The sequence below is a fragment of the Melaminivora jejuensis genome (assembly GCF_017811175.1).
Classification (GTDB): domain Bacteria; phylum Pseudomonadota; class Gammaproteobacteria; order Burkholderiales; family Burkholderiaceae_C; genus Melaminivora; species Melaminivora jejuensis.
Map to the genome: position 1 here is coordinate 1,733,407 of NZ_JACWIJ010000002.1, position 16,891 is coordinate 1,750,297.

At 68.5% G+C, this 16,891-nt stretch carries 15 protein-coding genes; 9 read left to right on the forward strand and 6 right to left on the reverse strand.

Going from position 1 to position 16,891, the window contains the following annotated elements; genetic code table 11:
* Positions 1-84 precede the first annotated feature (84 nt).
* On the reverse strand, positions 85-909 hold the full coding sequence (locus IDM45_RS08290) for a ZIP family metal transporter (protein ID WP_209422413.1): 825 nt from the start codon (positions 907-909) through the stop codon (positions 85-87).
* A 186-nt stretch (positions 910-1,095) separates the two neighbouring features.
* Between IDM45_RS08290 and IDM45_RS08295 the strand changes: the two genes are divergently transcribed.
* Genes IDM45_RS08295 through IDM45_RS08305 form a run of 3 tightly spaced genes read left to right on the forward strand, consistent with a single transcriptional unit; the run spans position 1,096 to position 5,047 of the window.
* Positions 1,096-1,689 carry a (2Fe-2S)-binding protein gene (locus tag IDM45_RS08295; protein ID WP_209422414.1) on the forward strand — a complete coding sequence of 198 codons (594 nt, stop codon included), beginning with the start codon at positions 1,096-1,098 and terminating at the stop codon, positions 1,687-1,689.
* On the forward strand, positions 1,686-2,741 hold the full coding sequence (locus IDM45_RS08300) for an FAD binding domain-containing protein (RefSeq protein WP_209422415.1): 1,056 nt from the start codon (positions 1,686-1,688) through the stop codon (positions 2,739-2,741). Before IDM45_RS08295 ends, IDM45_RS08300 begins: the two co-directional genes overlap by 4 nt.
* Positions 2,738-5,047 (forward strand): xanthine dehydrogenase family protein molybdopterin-binding subunit, encoded by a 2,310-nt coding sequence (locus IDM45_RS08305; protein ID WP_209422416.1) that lies wholly within the window; start codon positions 2,738-2,740, stop codon positions 5,045-5,047. The genes IDM45_RS08300 and IDM45_RS08305 overlap by 4 nt, the downstream gene beginning before the upstream one ends.
* Before the next feature lie 19 nt (positions 5,048-5,066).
* Here IDM45_RS08305 and IDM45_RS08310 read toward each other — a convergent pair whose 3' ends face one another.
* Positions 5,067-5,957, reverse strand: a complete 891-nt coding sequence (locus IDM45_RS08310) for a dienelactone hydrolase family protein (RefSeq protein ID WP_209422417.1) — start codon at positions 5,955-5,957, stop codon at positions 5,067-5,069.
* A 101-nt stretch (positions 5,958-6,058) separates the two neighbouring features.
* Here IDM45_RS08310 and IDM45_RS08315 point away from each other — a divergent pair, with 101 nt between their 5' ends.
* From IDM45_RS08315 to IDM45_RS08325, 3 genes are all read left to right on the forward strand, one after another.
* Positions 6,059-6,463, forward strand: coding sequence for a DUF2946 family protein (locus IDM45_RS08315; protein ID WP_209422418.1), 405 nt, complete (start codon positions 6,059-6,061; stop codon positions 6,461-6,463).
* 105 nt (positions 6,464-6,568) lie between these two features.
* Positions 6,569-7,051: a copper chaperone PCu(A)C gene (locus tag IDM45_RS08320; protein ID WP_209422419.1), complete on the forward strand. Its 483-nt coding sequence runs from the start codon at positions 6,569-6,571 to the stop codon at positions 7,049-7,051.
* Between the two features lie 172 nt (positions 7,052-7,223).
* Positions 7,224-8,453 (forward strand): multidrug effflux MFS transporter, encoded by a 1,230-nt coding sequence (locus IDM45_RS08325; protein WP_209422420.1) that lies wholly within the window; start codon positions 7,224-7,226, stop codon positions 8,451-8,453.
* Positions 8,454-8,472: 19 nt separating this feature from the next.
* On the opposite strand, the gene IDM45_RS08330 is transcribed toward IDM45_RS08325, so the two are convergent.
* The 4 genes from IDM45_RS08330 to orn all read right to left on the reverse strand — a co-directional run bounded on the left by IDM45_RS08330 (position 8,473) and on the right by orn (position 14,146).
* Positions 8,473-9,939 (reverse strand): sensor domain-containing diguanylate cyclase, encoded by a 1,467-nt coding sequence (locus IDM45_RS08330; RefSeq protein WP_209422421.1) that lies wholly within the window; start codon positions 9,937-9,939, stop codon positions 8,473-8,475.
* Positions 9,940-10,093: 154 nt separating this feature from the next.
* The gene (locus IDM45_RS08335; RefSeq protein WP_209422422.1) at positions 10,094-12,016 is read right to left on the reverse strand and encodes a DEAD/DEAH box helicase; all 1,923 of its coding nucleotides are present in this window, start codon (positions 12,014-12,016) and stop codon (positions 10,094-10,096) included.
* A 290-nt stretch (positions 12,017-12,306) separates the two neighbouring features.
* Positions 12,307-13,446 carry a branched-chain amino acid ABC transporter substrate-binding protein gene (locus tag IDM45_RS08340; RefSeq protein WP_232654138.1) on the reverse strand — a complete coding sequence of 380 codons (1,140 nt, stop codon included), beginning with the start codon at positions 13,444-13,446 and terminating at the stop codon, positions 12,307-12,309.
* A gap of 106 nt (positions 13,447-13,552) precedes the next feature.
* On the reverse strand, positions 13,553-14,146 hold the full coding sequence (orn, locus tag IDM45_RS08345) for an oligoribonuclease (protein WP_209422423.1): 594 nt from the start codon (positions 14,144-14,146) through the stop codon (positions 13,553-13,555).
* Positions 14,147-14,205: 59 nt separating this feature from the next.
* Here orn and IDM45_RS08350 point away from each other — a divergent pair, with 59 nt between their 5' ends.
* Genes IDM45_RS08350 through rsgA form a run of 3 tightly spaced genes read left to right on the forward strand, consistent with a single transcriptional unit; the run spans position 14,206 to position 16,855 of the window.
* Positions 14,206-15,546 carry a M48 family metallopeptidase gene (locus IDM45_RS08350; RefSeq protein WP_209422424.1) on the forward strand — a complete coding sequence of 447 codons (1,341 nt, stop codon included), beginning with the start codon at positions 14,206-14,208 and terminating at the stop codon, positions 15,544-15,546.
* A complete protein-coding gene (locus IDM45_RS08355) occupies positions 15,543-15,914 on the forward strand; it encodes a 4a-hydroxytetrahydrobiopterin dehydratase (RefSeq protein ID WP_209422425.1) in 372 nt (123 codons plus the stop codon). Before IDM45_RS08350 ends, IDM45_RS08355 begins: the two co-directional genes overlap by 4 nt.
* Positions 15,911-16,855, forward strand: a complete 945-nt coding sequence (rsgA, locus tag IDM45_RS08360; RefSeq protein WP_209422426.1) for a ribosome small subunit-dependent GTPase A — start codon at positions 15,911-15,913, stop codon at positions 16,853-16,855. The genes IDM45_RS08355 and rsgA overlap by 4 nt, the downstream gene beginning before the upstream one ends.
* The last annotated feature ends 36 nt before the right edge of the window (positions 16,856-16,891 follow it).

Below are 16,891 nucleotides of genomic sequence, written 5' to 3' on the forward strand. Positions count from 1 at the left end.
GCGTGGATCAAGGAGGCTGTGCGTGGCGCCAAGAGGCTGCACTCGGCCCCTCTCGGAAGGGCCACCGAGGCCGCGCACCCGCCCTCAATGCTCCAGATGATGGGCCAGATAGCTGGCCAGGGTCACCAGGGTGATGCCCACGATCAGCCAGGCCACCTGCAGCGCCGCCTGCGCCGCCGGCAGACGCCGCTGCAACTGCGGAATCAGATCGGCCAGGGCGACATAGATGAAGCTGCTGGAGGCCACGACCAGGAAATACGGCAGCGCACCCTGCCAGTGGCCGATCAGGAAATAGCCCACCAGCCCACCCAGCACCGACACCGCACCGGCCAGCGACACCTTGAGCAGCGCCACGCTGCGCGCCGCGCCGCGCTGGCGCAGCACGATCAGGTCACCTACGTGGTGTGGCACCTCGTGGGCCAGCACCGACAGCGCCGCCACCAGCCCCAGGTGCAGATCGGCCATGAAGGCCGAGGCGATCAGCACGCCATCGCCAAAGCAATGCACGCTGTCGCCGGTGAGCAGCGTCCAGCCGCCGTGGCCGTGCCGGTGGCCGTGGTGCTGATGCTCGTGTTCGTGCGCGTGTCCATGTGAATGGCCGTGGTGTATCCCACCCGCCGCGTTCTCATGCCCGTGGTGCCACAGCTCGGCCTTTTCCAGCAGGAAGAAGAACACCAGCCCCACCAGCAGCGTGGCAAACAGCGGCTGCACGCTGGCGCCATCCTCGAAGGCCTCGGGCAGCAGGTGCATGAAGGCCGTGGCCAGCAGCGCACCGGCAGCCAGACTCAGCAGATGCTGTGGCCCGACACGGCCATTGCCGCCCAGGCCCAGGCGCAGGGAGAGCTCGGCCAGCCACACGCTGCCGATGCCGGCGGCCAGTGTGGCGACGACGATTGCTAGCAAAACCATAGCTTCCTGCGCTTATCCTGATTGCGAAAAGGGCGGATTTTGCCCAAAAAACAGATGTTCCTGCAGCAACCTGCCAGCTACCGGCGCAGCCCGCCCTTTATCCTGCCAACGCTCCCGGGCGCAGCCGTCCTACACACGGCAGCCGGCAAGTCCCAATACTGGCCGCTCCGACAGCGAAGGAAACCCATGCGCCCCAGCACCCACGAAGCACCGCAGCAGCCGGCTCCTGTGCCGCGTATTGCCTCGACCCACCGCGTGCAGCTGCACATCAATGGCATCGGACATGAACTCGATCTGCCCGCCTGGGTCACGCTGCTGGATCTGCTGCGCGAGCGCCTGCACCTGAGCGGCACCAAAAAGGGCTGCGACCACGGCCAGTGCGGCGCCTGCACGGTGCTGGTCGATGGCCGGCGCATCAACTCCTGCCTGGCGCTGGCGGTGATGCTGGACGGCGCCGACATCACCACCGTGGAGGGCTTGCCGGCGCTGATCGGCGCCGAGGGCGATGCGCTGCACCCGCTGCAGCAGGCCTTCATCGACCACGACGCCTTCCAGTGCGGCTACTGCACGCCGGGCCAGCTGTGCTCCGCCGTGGGCCTGATGAACGAGGGCGGCGTGCGCCACGTCGGCGACATCCGCGAGCGCATGAGCGGCAACCTGTGCCGCTGCGGCGCCTATCCACAGATCGTCAAGGCTGTGGCCGAAGTGGCGCTGGCCGGCAGTGCAGCAGCGGTAACAGCTCCAGCACCAACCCCGGCGCAGCGCCTGGAGGCAGCATGAGAGCCTTCGACTACACCGCCGCCGCCGACATGGCCGCAGCGCTGGCCGCCATCGGCCCCGGCGCGCGCTTCATTGCCGGCGGCACCAATTTGCTGGATCTGATGAAGGAAGACGTGCTGCAGCCCACACGGCTGGTGGACATCACGCGAGTGCCGCTGGCGTCCATCGAGGAGACGCCCGCTGGCGGCCTCGCGCTGGGCGCACTGGCACGCAACGCCGACACCGCCAGGCACCCGCTGGTGCGCCAGCGCTACCCCTTGCTGTCCGCCGCCATCCTGGCCGGGGCCTCGCCGCAGCTGCGCAACATGGCCACCAACGGCGGCAACCTGCTGCAGCGCACGCGCTGCTACTACTTCTATGACGTGGGCGTGCCGTGCAACAAGCGCGAACCCGGCAGCGGCTGCCCGGCCAAGACCGGTCTGGCGCGCCAGCTGGCCATCCTGGGCACCAGCGAGGCGTGCATCGCCACCCACCCGTCCGACATGTGCGTGGCGCTGGCGGCGCTGCAGGCCAGCGTGCATGTGCAGTCCAGCCGTGGCGCGCGCACCATCGCCTTTGCCGACTTCCACCGCCTGCCGGGCGACGAGCCGCAGCGCGACACCACCCTGGAGCCCGACGAACTGATCACGCACATCGAGCTGCCCGCGCGCGGCTACGCCCGGCACAGCGCCTATCTGAAGATCCGCGAACGCGCCTCCTACGCCTTCGCGCTGGTTTCGGTGGCTGCGGCGTTCGAGCTCGACGAGGGCGGCCTGATGCGCCATGCACGCCTGGCGCTGGGCGGCGTAGCGCACAGGCCCTGGCGCGACCTGGAGGCGGAAAGCCTGCTGGAAGGCCAGCCGCCCGGCGCCGAGACTTTTGCACGCGCTGCCGATGCGTTGCTGGCGCCCGCGCAGACCTGGGGCAGCCCGAACGGCCCGGGCAGCAATGCCTTCAAGCTTGCCCTGGCGCGCCGCGCCATCGTGCACGCGCTGGAGATGGCGCAGGCCGGCGAGCTGACCAACACCGGGGAGCTGGCCGCCACCATCTTTCTTCAGGAGCACGCGGCATGAACCCAGCCCCGCAGGACAGCCAGCAGCCGGTGGCCGAACCTGGCACCGGCGAGGTGCGCATCGGCCAGTCGGTGCCGCGCGTGGATGGGCGCCTGAAGGTCACCGGCCAGGCGCTGTATTCGGCGGAATACGCCGCGCCCGACCTGGCCTGGGGCGTGGTAGTCAACAGCACCATCGCGCGCGGGCGCATCGTGCGCATCGACAGCGCCCGCGCGCGGGCCGTGCCGGGTGTGCTGGACGTGCTCACGCATGACAACCGGCCCAGGATCCGCTCCATGGACTTGTTCTACAAGGACATGACAGCCCCCGGCGGCAGCCCCTTCAAGCCCCTGCTGGACGCCGAAGTGCGCTACAGCGGCCAGCCCGTGGCGCTGGTGCTGGCCGAAACCTTCGAGGCCGCGCGCGCGGCAGCACGGCTGGTGGCCATCGAATACGAGCAGCAACCCCACGAGACCAATCTGGTCGCCGACCTGGCGCGGGCGCGCGAACCCAGCCGCCTCAAGGCCGGCTATTCACCGCCGCCCAAGCCGCGCGGCGACGCCGACGCCGCTTATCGCGCCGCACCGGTCAAGGTGGACGCGACCTTCTACAGCGGCGTGGAGCACCACAACCCGATGGAGATGCACGCCTCCACCGTCGTGTACGGCGAGGACGGGCACCTGACCATCTACGACAAGAGCCAGGGCGCGCAGAACTGCCGCTGGCTGGTCTCGCGCGTGTTCGGCCTGTCCAAGGACAAGGTCACGGTGCGCAATCCGTTCGTCGGCGGGGCCTTTGGCTCGGGTCTGCGCCCGCAGTACAACCTGGTGCTGGCCACCATGGCGGCGCTGCACCTCAAGCGCTCGGCGCGCGTGGTGCTCACGCGCCAGCAGCAGTTCACCTTCGGCCACCGGCCCGAGACCTGGCAGCGCGTGAAGCTGGCGGCAGAGCTGGACGGCAGCCTGCGCGCCGTGGTGCATGAGGCCATTGCCGAGACCTCGCGCTTCGAGGACTACGTGGAAGTGGTCGTCAACTGGTCGGGCCAGCTCTATCAGTGCGACAACGTGCGCCTGGACTATCGGCTGGTGCCGCTGGATCAGTACACGCCCATCGACATGCGTGCGCCCGGCGCGGCGCACGGCGTCTATGCGCTGGAGATCGCCATGGACGAGCTGGCCTATGCCCTGCACATGGATCCGCTGGCGCTGCGCCTGAAGAACTACACCGAGCACGATGCAAGCAGGGACTTGCCCTACTCCACCAAGGAGCTGCGCGCCTGCTACGAGCAGGCCGCCGAGCGCTTTGGCTGGCACCGCCGCCCGCCAGCGCCGCGCTCCATGCGCCGTGGCCGTGAATGGGTCGGCTGGGGCATGGCCACCGGCACCTGGGACGCCATGCAGATGTTTGCCCGCGCGCGCGCCGTGCTGCACGCCGATGGCCGTCTGGTAGTGGGCAGCGCCGCCAGCGACATCGGCACCGGCACCTTCACTGCCATGAGCCTGCTGGCCGCCGACATGCTCGGCCTGCCGCTGGAGCAGGTCAGCTTCATGCTGGGCGATTCCAACCTGCCCGTGGCGCCCATCGAGGGCGGCTCCTCACACATGGCCACCGTGGGCTCGGCGGTGGCCGGCGCCTGCGAGAAGATCCAGCGCGAGCTGTGGCGGCTGGCGCGCCAGGTCGAGGGCGCGGGCTTTGCCGATGCGCGTTTTCGCGAGGTGGAGTTTGCCGGCGGCGCCATCCGGCTGCGCATGAGGCCCGAGGCCGCCCTGCCCTATGCGCGGCTGCTGGCGCAGGCCGGCAAAAGCGAGATCGACATGCAGTACCTGCTGCTGCCCAATGTGCTCAAGCAGAAGAACTACATCCGCACCACGCACTCGGCGGTGTTCTGCGAGGTCTGCGTGGACGAGGAGCTGGGCACCGTGCGCGTCACCCGGGTGGTCAGTGCCGTGGCCGCCGGGCGCATCATCAGCGCCCGCACGGCGCGCAGCCAGATCTCGGGCGGCGTGGTCTGGGGCATCAGCCAGGCACTGCACGAGGAGACGCACACCGACCACGCACTGGGCCGCTTCATGAACCACAGCCTGGCCGAATACCACGTCGCAGCCAACGCCGACATCCCGGACATCGACGTGATCTTCGTACACGAGGACGACCGCATCGTAAGCCGCATCGGCGCCAAGGGCGTGGGCGAGATCGGCATCGTCGGCGTGGCCGCTGCCGTGGCCAACGCCATCCACCACGCCACGGGCCGGCGCCTGCGCAGCACACCCATGACGCCGGACAAGGTCATGCGGGACGCGCCGGCGCAGTCGTTTCCGGCGCCGTAAAAACCAGTGCCGGCCTGGCTCAGCGCACGCCGTGGCGCTCGAACCAGTCCAGCATCTGCTGCCAGCCGTCCTCGGCGGGCTGCTGGCGAAAGCTGGCACGGTAGTCGGCGTGAAAGGCGTGGGGCGCATCCGGATAGACCACGAACCGCGAGGTGCGCGCAGCAGGCGTGCCCTTGGCCAGCGCGGCCTTCATCTGCTCCACCGTGTCCAGCGGGATGCCGCTGTCGTCTCCGCCATACAGGCCCAGCACCGGCGCCTTGAGCTGCGCGGCCACGTCGATGGGATTGCGCGGCGTCATGGCATCGTGCTTGCCCACCAGCCGGCCATACCAAGCCACGCCGGCCTTGACCGGGCCGTGCGCGGCATACAGCCAGGTGATGCGTCCGCCCCAGCAAAAGCCGGTGATGGCCACCTTGCCGGCATTGCCGCCATTGGCGCCGGCCCAGCGCACGCAGGCATCCAGGTCGGCCAGCACCTGCTCATCGGGCACCTTGGCGACCAGCTCGCTCATCAGGCGCGCCAGTTCGCCGTATTCCATGGGGTCCCCCTGGCGTGCGAACAGCTCGGGGGCGATGGCCAGATAGCCAGCCCGGGCCAGGCGGCGGCAGGTGTCGGCAATGTAGTCATGCACGCCGAAGACCTCCTGGATGACCAGCACCACCGGCAAGTCCTTGCGCCCGGCCGGAGCGGCCCGGTAGGCCGGCAGCTTGAAGCCCTGGGGCGCATCGATATGGACTTCGCCCGACACCAGGCCATCGGCGGAGGTGCGGATGGCGTTCTGCGCCAGCACTGGCGCTGCGGCTGCCGCGTAGCCAGCGCCCAGCATCAGGCGCAGGGCGCTGCGGCGCGAGCCATCGCTGGCCCCCGGCAGCAGGGCGTCGAAGTCGTGTTGCAGGTCATCGTGCGGCATGTCATGGCTCCTTGTGCGAGGGGTTGGTGGCGTGATCGATGGGTCGATGGCCAGCTCGATTGTGGCCGCACGCACCCAGCGCCGCCATAATCCACGCCACCATGCCCAGTCTGCGCTCCTCCACACGCCGCCGCACGGCACGCTGGCTGCTGGCGTGCTTTGCCGTGGTGCTGCTGGTGGCCGGCCTGGCGCCGTTGACGCACTCCAGGGCGCTGCTGGAACGCGTTTGCACGGCATCGGGCCAAGTGCGCTGGGTGGCCGCAGCCATCGCCGGCGCCGACGCCCAGCCCGACGCCAGCGGCCACACCCTGGAGTGCCCCCTGTGCCTGCCGGCGCTGGCTGCTGCGTCCGGCGCCTCATCCCCCGTGGCCCGGCTGCCGGCACCAGCGCCTGCCGTGCAGCAAGCGTTGCCCGACTGGCATCTGGCGCCCCTCAGCCGGGCGCCCTTTCCACCACGCGCTCCACCCTTGCTGCCCGCCCCCCTCGCATCCCGGGCCACGGCCTAAGCCCGCGCGCCGGGCCGCCTGCCTGTGCCTGTGCGCCTACTCCTGCGCCGGCACGCCTGCGCCGTTGGCGCCCCTCTTTTTCCCGTCTTTCACGAGAGTTTTCCCATGACTGTCCGATCCATCGTCTCCACCCTCGCTGCCGCCTGCAGCCTGCTGGCTGGCGCCGCCTGCGCCCAGGTCAGCGTCCACGATGCCTGGGTACGCGCCACCGTGCCCCAGCAAAAGGCCACGGGCGCCTTCATGCAGCTGACCAGCACCCAGGACGTGCGCCTGGTGCAGGTGCAAAGCCCGATCGCCGGCGTCGCCGAAGTACATGAAATGGCGCTGGAGGGCGACGTGATGAAGATGCGCGCCCTGCCCGCCCTGCCCTTGAGCGCCGGCCAGCCCATGACGCTGCGCCCGGGCGGCCACCACATCATGCTGCTGGACTTGCACCAGCAGGTGAAGCCCGGCGACACCGTGCCCCTGACCCTGACCTTCGAGGCCGCAGGCGGCCAGCGCCACAGCCTGCAAGTGCAGGCCACCGCGCGGGCGCTGGGAGCCAGCGCGCCGGCTGGACATGGGCACGCACAGGGGCATGGACATTGATGGCAGGCCAGAGATTTTTTGGCCTTTTCGGCCTCAAACCCTTGCCAGTCAAGCGCTGACAGCTATGTTTAAAATAGCAAAAACAAGAGCGCTCCGCCTGTCCGGAAACGGGCCTTGACCCATAATCTCCAGCCCGGCGGCGCCCCGCGCACCGGGCTTTTTTCCTGACCCCATGCACCCTGAAGCCCCCACTCTCTGGCGCGGCCCGCGCTGGGCCCTTGCCGTGCTACTGGCGCTGCTGGGCATGGTGGGGCCGTTCTCCATCGATACCTATCTGCCGGCCTTCGGGCCGATCGCACGCTCGCTGGGTGCCAGCCCCATCGAGATGCAGCAGACGCTGTCGGCCTACCTGTTCGGCTTCGCCTTCATGACGCTGTTCCACGGCTCGCTGTCGGATAGCTTCGGGCGCCGGCCCGTAGTGCTGTGGGGGCTGGCGGTGTTCACCGCAGCATCTGCCGGGTGCGCGCTGGCGCAGACCACCGGGCAGCTGATTGCCTTCCGGGCGCTGCAGGGCCTGTCGGCAGGCGCGGGCATCGTGGTCTCGCGCGCCGTCATCCGCGACATCTACCCGCCGGCCCAGGCCCAGCAGGTCATGAGCCAGGTGACGATCTTCTTCGGCGTGGCGCCGGCCATTGCCCCCATGGTCGGGGGCTGGCTGTCGGCACACCTGAACTGGCACAGCGTGTTCTGGTTCCTGACCGGCGTGGGCGCCTTCCTGTGGCTGGCCAACTGGCGCCTGCTGCCCGAGACCCTGCCGCCGGCCACGCGCCAGCCGCTGCACATGGGCAATCTGCTGCGCGGCTACTGGGAGCTGGGCACCAGCGCGCGCTTCGTGCTGCTGGCGCTGGCCAGCGGCGTGCCCTTCAACGGCATGTTTCTGTACGTGCTGACGGCGCCGGTCTTCCTGGGCGAGCATCTGCACCTGGCACCCACCGAGTTCTACTGGTTCTTCCTGCTCAACATCGCCGGCATCATGGGCGGCGCCTGGGCCAGCGGGCGCTTGGCCGGGCGCATCGCGCCGAAGCGCCAGATCCGCCACGGTTTCGTCATCATGCTGGCCATGGGGCTGCTGAACATGGGCCTGAACCTGCTGCTGCAGCCCCACGCCGCCTGGGCCATGCTGCCGATCGCAGTGTTCTCCTTTGGCTGGGCGCTGATGGTGCCGGTGGTGACGCTGCTGGTACTCGATTTGCACCCGCATCGGCGCGGCATGGCCTCGTCCCTGCAGGCCTTCGTCGGCTCCACGGCCAACGGCCTAGTGGCTGGGGTCATCGCGCCGCTGGTCATGCACTCAACGCAGCTGCTGGCGCTGGCGTCACTGCTGATGATGTGCGTGGGCCTGGTGTCGTGGATTTACCTGCACCGACGCTGGCCCGAGATCGGGCGCACCATCCAGGACTGAGCGGCGCGCTGCCTGCGCCTCAGTGGCCCAGCCGGCGGTTGAAGCCGGCCTGGGTGTAGTAGCGCGTCTTTTCCGCATACATGGCCTGGTCGGCCTGCTGCGTTGCCGCCTCCAGTTGCTCGCCACTGGTGGCCAGGGCGGCGCCCACGGCAAAGCTCAACGCCTGGCCGGGATAGAACTGGTTGTTCAAGTCCTTGAGCTTGTGCAGCCGCTCGACCACCGCCTGCATGGCGCGCTCGTCGCTGCCGGGCAGCAAGATGCTGAACTCGTCGCCGCCGATACGCGCTGCGCAGGCCGGTTGATCGACGGCCTTGGCCAGCACTTCGCCAGCGCGGCGCAGCATGGCATCGCCCGCCACGTGGCCTTGCCCGTCGTTGAGCAGCTTCAGGCCATTGAGATCGATGACCAGCACTCCAACCGGCCACGGGCCCTTGCGCGCTAGCCGGTTGAGCTCCTCGACGTAGTAGGCCCGGTTGCGCAGGCCTGTGAGCACGTCGTGCTTGCCCAGATACTCCAGATAGGCCTCGGCCTTCTTGCGCGCCGTGATGTCCACCAGCGACAGCAGCACCATGCTCCAGTCCTCGCACTGCTCGCGCAGCACGGCAAACTGCATGTGGATGTGCAGCGCCTCGCCGCCCAGGTTGTAGTTGACAACCTCGCGCTGCTGAAAATAGCGCCCCTCCCACAGATCGAGCAGTTGCTCGGCAAAGGACTCGCGCATCTCGCCGCGAAACATGCGGTGCACGCCGCCCAGCAACTCGTCTTTGCTGACCGCGCCGAACAGCTCGAGCGTGAGCTGGTTGACATCGACCACCCGGATCTCGCGCATGCACTGCTCGGTGAACTCGGGGTGGACTTTCAAAAACGTTCTGAAGTCCTGGATGCCGCGTGCACGCACCTCGTCGAGCAAGCGCTTGACCTCGCTGAAATCCTCGACCCACAGCGATACCGGCGAGTGCTCGAACAGGCTGCGCGCGTAGTGCTCGCTGCGCTCCAGGCAGCGGCGCGCCACCCTCTCACAGGTGTTGTCCTCCAGCGAGACCAGCACGCGATCCCAGCGCTCCTCGTGCCCGGGCAGGATGCGGCCCCGGATGAGCACGTCCAGGCGCCGGCCATCGAGGGCGTAGTTCACCGTCTGGTTGGTGAAGCCGCGCGCGCCGCCCCACAACTGCTCGAGCTCGGCGATGACATGCTCGTGCATGTCGCCGCGAAAAACCTGTGCCAGGTTGGCCACCAGCATGGCCTGATCGGGGGCGGCAAACAGCTCTAGCGTGCGCTGGTTGACCTTGAGCACCCGGATGGCCGCGCCATAGTCGCCCAGACGCTCGGGATGGGCGCGCAAATAGGCAGCCAGATCCTGCACCCCTTCGGCACGCCAGCGCGCAAACAGCGCTTGCACGCCGCTGTAGTCCTCCAGCCACAGTGACACCGGCGCCAGCTCGAACATGTACTCGAAATCGGCCTGTGAAGACAAAGTGGATGGCATGTGCAACCTCTGTGCAGGGGAGCCCTGCAAGGGCGCCATTATCCGGGCCGCCAGCCTGCGCAGGGCATGAAAAAAGCCGGCCCTGCAAGAGTGCAGGCCGGCTTTGTGCCAGGGCTGCCGCTCAGCGGCGGCAGCGGTCAGCGGCGCACTTGGCTCAACGGCCTGCGCGCTCGCTGCGGCGGTGGCCCTCGCTTGCGCGCGGCGCTGCGTAGGGGCGGCCAGCGCCTTGTGGCTTGGCAAAGGCAGGCTTGCCCGGACGGTTGAAGTCGCCCCGGCCCGGGCCGGCGCTGCGCTCGCGCGGCTCGCCAAAGCCGCTCTTGCGGCCATAGCCGGCATCGTCGCGGCGCGGTCCGGGGCCAAAGCCTTCGCCGGCACGCATCGGGCTGCGGGCGCTGTCGAAGCGCGGATCAAAACGTGAGTCGTGGCGCGGCTCGAAGCGCTCCTGGCGCTCCTGCCCAGGGCCACCGAAGCGGTCATGGCGATCATTGTTGAAGCGCGCGCCGCCGCCGTGGCCATTGCCCCGGCCAAAACGCTCGCCGCCACGGCCGCGGCCACCCCCCTCGCGGCCAGCGCGATGGCCGCCGAAGTCGCCGCCGCGCCCGCCGCCGCCTTGCGGGAAGCGCTGCGTCGGCTCCAGGCCGGCCACGACCTCGGCCTTGAACGGCTGGCGACTGTAGCCTTCGATGTCGAAGATGCGCCGGCGGTCGCGGAACTCGGCAAAAGTGATGGCCAGGCCCTGGCGACCGGCGCGGCCGGTGCGGCCGATGCGGTGCGTGTAGTCCTCGGCCTTCATGGGCAGGCCGTAGTTGAAGACGTGGGTGATGGTCGGCACGTCGATGCCGCGCGCCGCCACATCGGTGGCCACCAGGATCTGCACCTGGCCGTTACGCAGCGCCATCAGGCGGCGGTTGCGCAGGCCCTGGCTCAGGGCACCGTGCAGCGCCACGGCGGAAAAGCCCGCCTGCTGCAGCTCGCCGGCCAGGCCGTCGCATTCGATCTGCGTGCTGGCAAAGACGATGGCCTGGTCGATGCTGGCATCGCGCAGCCAGTGATCGAGCAATTTGCGCTTGTGCTCGGCGTTGTCGGCCCAGTACAGCACCTGCTTGATGCTGGAGTGCTTTTCCTGCGGCGTGTCGATCTGCACCTTCTTGACGCTGGCGCCGCCATCGTGCATGACGCGCATGGCCAGTTGCTGGATGCGCGGGGCGAACGTGGCCGAGAACATCATGGTCTGCTTGCGTGCAGCCGTGAGGTCGTTGATCTCGGCCAAGTCGTCGGCAAAGCCCAGATCCAGCATCCGGTCGGCCTCATCGACCACCAGGAACTGCACCTGGTCGAGCTTGATCTGCATGGAGCGCTGCAGATCCAGCAGGCGCCCGGGCGTGGCCACGACCAGATTGGCGTTCTGCAGCCGGGCGATCTGCACCTGGTAGGGCATTCCGCCGACCACGTTGGCGATGCGCAGGCCCTTGCAGTGGCGCACCAGCTCGATGGCGTCGTGCGCCACCTGCTGCGCCAGCTCGCGCGTCGGGCACAGGATCAGCGCACCGGGCGTGGCCGCCTTGAAGTTGCGCGGATGGGTAGGGTTCTTGCGCTTGGGGCGCTTGGGCGTCGCTTCGCCGCGGGCGGAGGCCTCGGCAGCGGCGCGCTCGTACTCGGCGCGGGCGGCTGCCTCAGCCTCGGCCTGCTGCTGCAGCAGCGTGTGCAGCACGGGCAGCAGGAAGGCGGCAGTCTTGCCGCTGCCGGTCTGGCTGGAGACCATCAGGTCGATGAAGTGGCCAGCCTCCTCGCCAGCGCCCATGGCCAGGGGGATGGCCTTGTCCTGCACGGCGGTCGGCTGGGTGTAGCCCAGGTCGCGCACGGCCTGCACCAGCTCGGACGCCAGGCCCAGGCGGACGAAGCCCTCGGGCAGTTCGGGTTGGACTGGAGGGTTTTGGGGGGTTTGCACGGCGGCAGGCGCAGCGGTGGCGATGGCGGCCACATCGGTTGCAGCGCTCGCAGCAGCCTGGTCAGCAACAAAAGGCAAAGTCGTATCGGCAGGCGCAGCTTGGCCCTGCACAGGCAGTTGGTCAGTCATGAGTTTTCTCAGGCAACGAGCGCCGCAGGCGCTACCCGCGGGGGCCTCGTCGATGGTTAGGAAACATCAACCATCAAACGAAACCGGGGCCGTAGCGGACGGCCCGGGCGGGCGATTGGTTTGCAGGATGCGCCGCGCTGCATGAAAGCAAGAGCGTTCGGCGTGCAAGGCCCGATGAATGAAGGGAGATGCGCAAAAAAACTGCACTGCCCACAGGCAATGCAGCCGCGCATTATGCCACGATCCGGGTTTTCCCGCAGATCGGGCAGGGTCAAGACAGCCCGGAAGGCTCAGTAGCTGGCCAGGGGCTTGGCCTTGCCGCCCTCGAACGTCATGACCACCACCGGCGCCTTGACGCGGTTGCCCTTGTCGTCATAGGCGTACTCGCCCATCACGCCCTTGTAGGTGTTCTTGTGCAGGTAGGCGCCGACCTTGGAGGGGTCGGTGGAGCCGGCCTTCTGCATGGCCTCACCGATATTCATGACCTGGTCGTAGTAGAACGGGCCATAGACGTCGGGCGCCTGGTTGTAGCGCTGCTTGAACTTGTCCTGGAAGGCCTTGGCCGCCGGGTCGCTGTCCATCAGCATCCCGGCATAGGCGCAATAGACCACGCCATCGACCGCGTCGCCGCCCAGCTTGGGCATCTCGGGGCTGCACAGGGTGTCGCCGCCCAGCAGCTTGGCATGGATGCCCAGCTGCTTGATCTGGCGCGCCATGGGCGCGGCCTGCGGGGCGTAGCCGCCGTAGAAGATGGCCTCGGGCTGCTTGGCCTTGATGTTGGTGAGAATGGCCATGAAATCGGTGGCCTTGTCGGTCGTGAACTCGCGCCCCACCACGGTCAGACCGAGCTTTTGCGCCTCCTTGGCGAACTCGTCGGCTAGGCCCTGGCCGAAGGCCGTGCGGTCGTCGATCACGGCAACCTTCTTGGCCTTCAGATCCTTGGCGGCATAGGCGGCCATGTTGGCGCCGGCCTGCACGTCGCTAGCGACGATGCGAAACAGATTCTTGTAGCCGGCCTCGGTGATCTTGGGGTTGGTGCCCACGGTGGAGACCATGATGCCGGCCTTGTCGTACTCGCGCGAGGCGGGAATGGTCACCCCCGAGCAGTACGGCCCCATGACGTAGCGCACGCCGGTGTCGGCGAACTTCTGCGCCACGGCCACGCCGGCCTTGGCGTCGCACTGGTCGTCCTCGGAGACGACTTCGAACTTCAGCGTCTTGCCGCCCACGTTGATCTTGCGTGCGTTCAGCTCCTCGACGGCCAGGCGCACGCCGTTGTCGTTGTCGCGCCCGGCAAAGGTGTTGGGGCCGGACAGCGGGCCGCTGTGGCCGATCTTGACGACCTGCTCCTGGGCCAGTGCGCCGGTAGCGCAGGCCAGTGCGGCAACTGCCACGAGGGTGGATTTCTTGAGCGAGATGGAAGAAGGCACGTTGTCTGTCTCCGTTGGTGTCGTGCGGTGAACAGCCGCGCGGATGGCAGCAACATGGCGCCTGCCGCCGGCGGCCCGAGGCGGCCTGGGTACAGGCCGGCGTGGATTATCCCGCCGCTGGCGGCTCGGCAAAAAAATGCGTGCGGTAGTGCGCCAGCTCGTCGATGGATTCATGCACATCGGCCAGCGCCGTGTGTTTCTGCGCCTTCTTGAAGCTGGCGTAGGCCTCGGGCTTCCAGCGCCGGGCCAGCTCCTTGAGCGTGCTCACATCCAGGTTGCGGTAGTGGAAAAACGCCTCCAGCCGGGGCATGTAGCGCACCAGGAAGCGCCGATCCTGGCCGATGCTGTTGCCGCACATCAGCGCCTTGCCCTTGGGCACGTAGCGCTTCAGGAAGGCCAGCAGTTCGGTCTCGGCCTGGGCCTCGGTGAGGCTGGAGGCACGCACCTTGTCGATCAGGCCGCTCCTGCCATGCGTGCCACGGTTCCAGGCGTCCATGCCGTTCAGGACATCGTCGCTTTGGTGGATGACCAGCACCGGGCCTTCGATGCGCGGGGTGAGCTGCGGGCCGGTGACGACCACGGCGATCTCCAGCAGGCGCTCTTTTTCCGGATCCAGGCCGGACATTTCACAGTCCAGCCAGACCAGGTTCAGGTCGGATCTGGCCAGGGTGGTGGGGGCAGGGGTTGCAGCTTCAGTCATCGGGGAATTTTCTCCCATGCGGGCTGCCGGGCCAGGCTCGGCCCTAAACTTGCCCACTCATGCCTGCCTCGCCCTCGCTGCTCTCGCCCTCCCTGCTGCTGACCTGTGCCTTTGCCGCCGCCCTGGTGCTGGGCCTGCTGCTGAAATTCTGGCTGGCTCTGCGCCAGATGCGCCACGTCGCCCGGCACCGCAGTGCCGTGCCCACCGCCTTTGCCGAGCGCATCATGCTGGCCGCGCATCAGAAAGCCGCCGACTACACTCTGGCGCGCACGCGCTTTGGCCTGCTGCACATTGCATGGGGCGCCGCCGTGCTGCTCGGCTGGACTCTGCTGGGCGGGCTGGACGCCCTCAACCAGGCGCTGCTGGCCGCGCTGGGCGGCGGCATGGTGCAGCAATTGGCCCTGCTGGCGGCCTTTGCCCTGATCGGCGGCGTGCTCGACCTGCCCTGGCAGTGGCAGCAGACCTTCAGGCTGGAACAGCGCTTTGGCTTCAACCAGATGACGCCGCGCCTGTGGCTGGCCGATCTGCTGCGCTCCACGCTGCTGGGCGCCCTTATCGGACTGCCGCTGGCCGCGCTGGTGCTGTGGCTGATGCACGCCACCGGGCCGCTGTGGTGGCTGTGGGTCTGGGGCGCCTGGATGGCCTTCAACCTGCTGCTGATGGTGGTGTATCCGCTGTTCATCGCGCCGCTATTCAACAAGTTCCAGCCGCTGGCCGACGAAGACCTCAAGGCGCGCGTGACGGCACTGATGCAGCGCTGCGGCTTTGCGGCCAAGGGCTTGTTCGTCATGGACGGCAGCCGGCGCAGCGCCCACGCCAACGCCTATTTCACCGGCTTTGGCGCAGCCAAGCGCGTGGTCTTCTACGACACGCTGCTGCGCCAGCTCTCGGCGGGTGAGGTCGAGGCCGTGCTGGCGCACGAGCTGGGGCACTTCCACCACCGGCACATTGCGCGCCGGCTGGTCGGCGTGTTCGCGCTCAGCCTGGCGGGCTTTGCCTTGCTGGGCTGGCTGTCCACGCGCGGCTGGTTCTATACCGGCCTGGGCGTGCAGCCCAATCTGACGCTGGACGGCACGGCGCCCAACGACGCCCTGGCGCTGCTGCTGTTCCTGCTGGCAGCGCCCGTGTTCACCACCTTTCTGACACCGCTGATGGCGCAGCTGTCGCGCCGCCACGAGTTCCAGGCCGACGCCTATGCCTGCGCCCAGGCCGACGGCGGGCAACTGGCCTCGGCGCTGCTCAGGCTGTACCAGGACAATGCCTCGACGCTCACGCCCGACCCGGTGTACGCGCGCTTTTACTACTCCCACCCGCCGGCGGCGGAGCGCCTGGCGCGCCTGCCTGCCGCCTCGCCGCCCTGCTCCCCATCCACCGCCCTGCCCCAGGCCGCCACACCATGACTACCACCTCCATGCTGCCCAGGAAAGACTGGTCGCGCGAGGGCCGCCGCGCCCTGAACCCCACTGAAATCGTCGCCCAGCTCGGCCTGCTGCCGGGCTGGCGCCTGTCGGGCGACGGTGCCGATGTGGCCATCGAGAAGGCCTACACCTTCGCCAACTACCACGAGACCATGGCCTTCGTGAACGCCGTGGCCTTCATCGCCCATGTGCAGGATCACCACCCCGACCTGCTGGTGCAGTACGCCCGCTGCACGGTGCGCCTGAACACGCACGACGTGGGCGGCATCTCGGCCACTGACATGGACTGCGCCGCACGCATCGACGCCCTACTCTCGCCCACCGGCAACCCACCCGGCAGCGCTGCATGAGCGAGCGCGAAGGTCTGGTCGTGGCCAGCCATGGCCGGCACTGCGTGGTCGAGACGGATGACGGCCAGCGCCGCATCTGCCACCCGCGTGGCAAGAAGTCGCAGGCCGTCGTCGGCGACCGGGTGCTGTGGCGTGCCGCCGCGCCGGGCCAGGGCGACGAGGGCACCATCGAGCGCGTGCGGCCCCGGCGCAATCTGTTTTACCGCCAGGACGAAGTGCGCACCAAGTCCTTCGCCGCCAATCTGGATCAGGTGCTGGTGCTGGTGGCTGCCGAGCCGGTGTTTTCGGAAAGCCAGCTCACGCGCGCGCTGATCGCCTGCGAGGCAGCCGGCATCCCGGCGCTGATCGCCCTCAACAAGAGTGATCTGGTCGAACCCTTTGCGCGCGCCTGGGAGCGGCTGTGGCCCTACCGGCACATGGGTGGCGAGCAAGATACGGCGCATCACTACCGCGTGCTGCCGCTGTCGCTGACCCAATCGGGCGAAGTGGATCGCGACGTGCTGCGGCCCCTGCTGGCCGGCAAGACCACGCTGGTGCTCGGCCCCTCGGGCGCCGGCAAGAGCACCCTGGTCAACCTGCTGGTGCCGCACGCCCGGGCGCAGACGGGCGAGATCTCGCAGGCGCTGAACTCGGGCCGGCACACCACCACCAGCACCCAGCTGTACTGGCTGGACGAAGGGCGCAGCAGCGCGCTGATCGACTCGCCGGGCTTCCAGGAATTCGGCCTGCGCCACCTGGCCGCTGCCGACCTGGCGCGCCACATGCCTGATATCGCCGCGCACGCGGGCGAATGCCGCTTCTACAACTGCACGCACCTGCACGAGCCGGGCTGCGCCGTCATGGCCCAGGTCAGCGAGGCGCGCGACGCCAGCGCCATCAGCCCACAGCGCCACCGCATCTATGGCGAGTTGTTCGAGGAGCTGAGCCGCAGCCGATATTGATCGGGCACTGATTTTTGCCCAAAATTTGTATCAAAT

Excerpts from the sequence above, each read along its gene's own strand:
- IDM45_RS08335 (WP_209422422.1), bottom strand. The coding sequence starts at position 12,016 with ATGACTGACCAACTGCCTGTGCAGGGCCAAGCTGCGCCTGCCGATACG.
- IDM45_RS08325 (WP_209422420.1), top strand. The coding sequence starts at position 7,224 with ATGCACCCTGAAGCCCCCACTCTCTGGCGCGGCCCGCGCTGGGCCCTT.
- IDM45_RS08355 (WP_209422425.1), top strand. The coding sequence starts at position 15,543 with ATGACTACCACCTCCATGCTGCCCAGGAAAGACTGGTCGCGCGAGGGC.
- IDM45_RS08305 (WP_209422416.1), top strand. The coding sequence starts at position 2,738 with ATGAACCCAGCCCCGCAGGACAGCCAGCAGCCGGTGGCCGAACCTGGC.
- IDM45_RS08315 (WP_209422418.1), top strand. The coding sequence starts at position 6,059 with ATGCCCAGTCTGCGCTCCTCCACACGCCGCCGCACGGCACGCTGGCTG.
- IDM45_RS08295 (WP_209422414.1), top strand. The coding sequence starts at position 1,096 with ATGCGCCCCAGCACCCACGAAGCACCGCAGCAGCCGGCTCCTGTGCCG.
- IDM45_RS08290 (WP_209422413.1), bottom strand. The coding sequence starts at position 909 with ATGGTTTTGCTAGCAATCGTCGTCGCCACACTGGCCGCCGGCATCGGC.
- IDM45_RS08320 (WP_209422419.1), top strand. The coding sequence starts at position 6,569 with ATGACTGTCCGATCCATCGTCTCCACCCTCGCTGCCGCCTGCAGCCTG.
- IDM45_RS08310 (WP_209422417.1), bottom strand. The coding sequence starts at position 5,957 with ATGCCGCACGATGACCTGCAACACGACTTCGACGCCCTGCTGCCGGGG.
- orn (WP_209422423.1), bottom strand. The coding sequence starts at position 14,146 with ATGACTGAAGCTGCAACCCCTGCCCCCACCACCCTGGCCAGATCCGAC.
- IDM45_RS08330 (WP_209422421.1), bottom strand. The coding sequence starts at position 9,939 with ATGCCATCCACTTTGTCTTCACAGGCCGATTTCGAGTACATGTTCGAG.
- IDM45_RS08350 (WP_209422424.1), top strand. The coding sequence starts at position 14,206 with ATGCCTGCCTCGCCCTCGCTGCTCTCGCCCTCCCTGCTGCTGACCTGT.
- rsgA (WP_209422426.1), top strand. The coding sequence starts at position 15,911 with ATGAGCGAGCGCGAAGGTCTGGTCGTGGCCAGCCATGGCCGGCACTGC.
- IDM45_RS08300 (WP_209422415.1), top strand. The coding sequence starts at position 1,686 with ATGAGAGCCTTCGACTACACCGCCGCCGCCGACATGGCCGCAGCGCTG.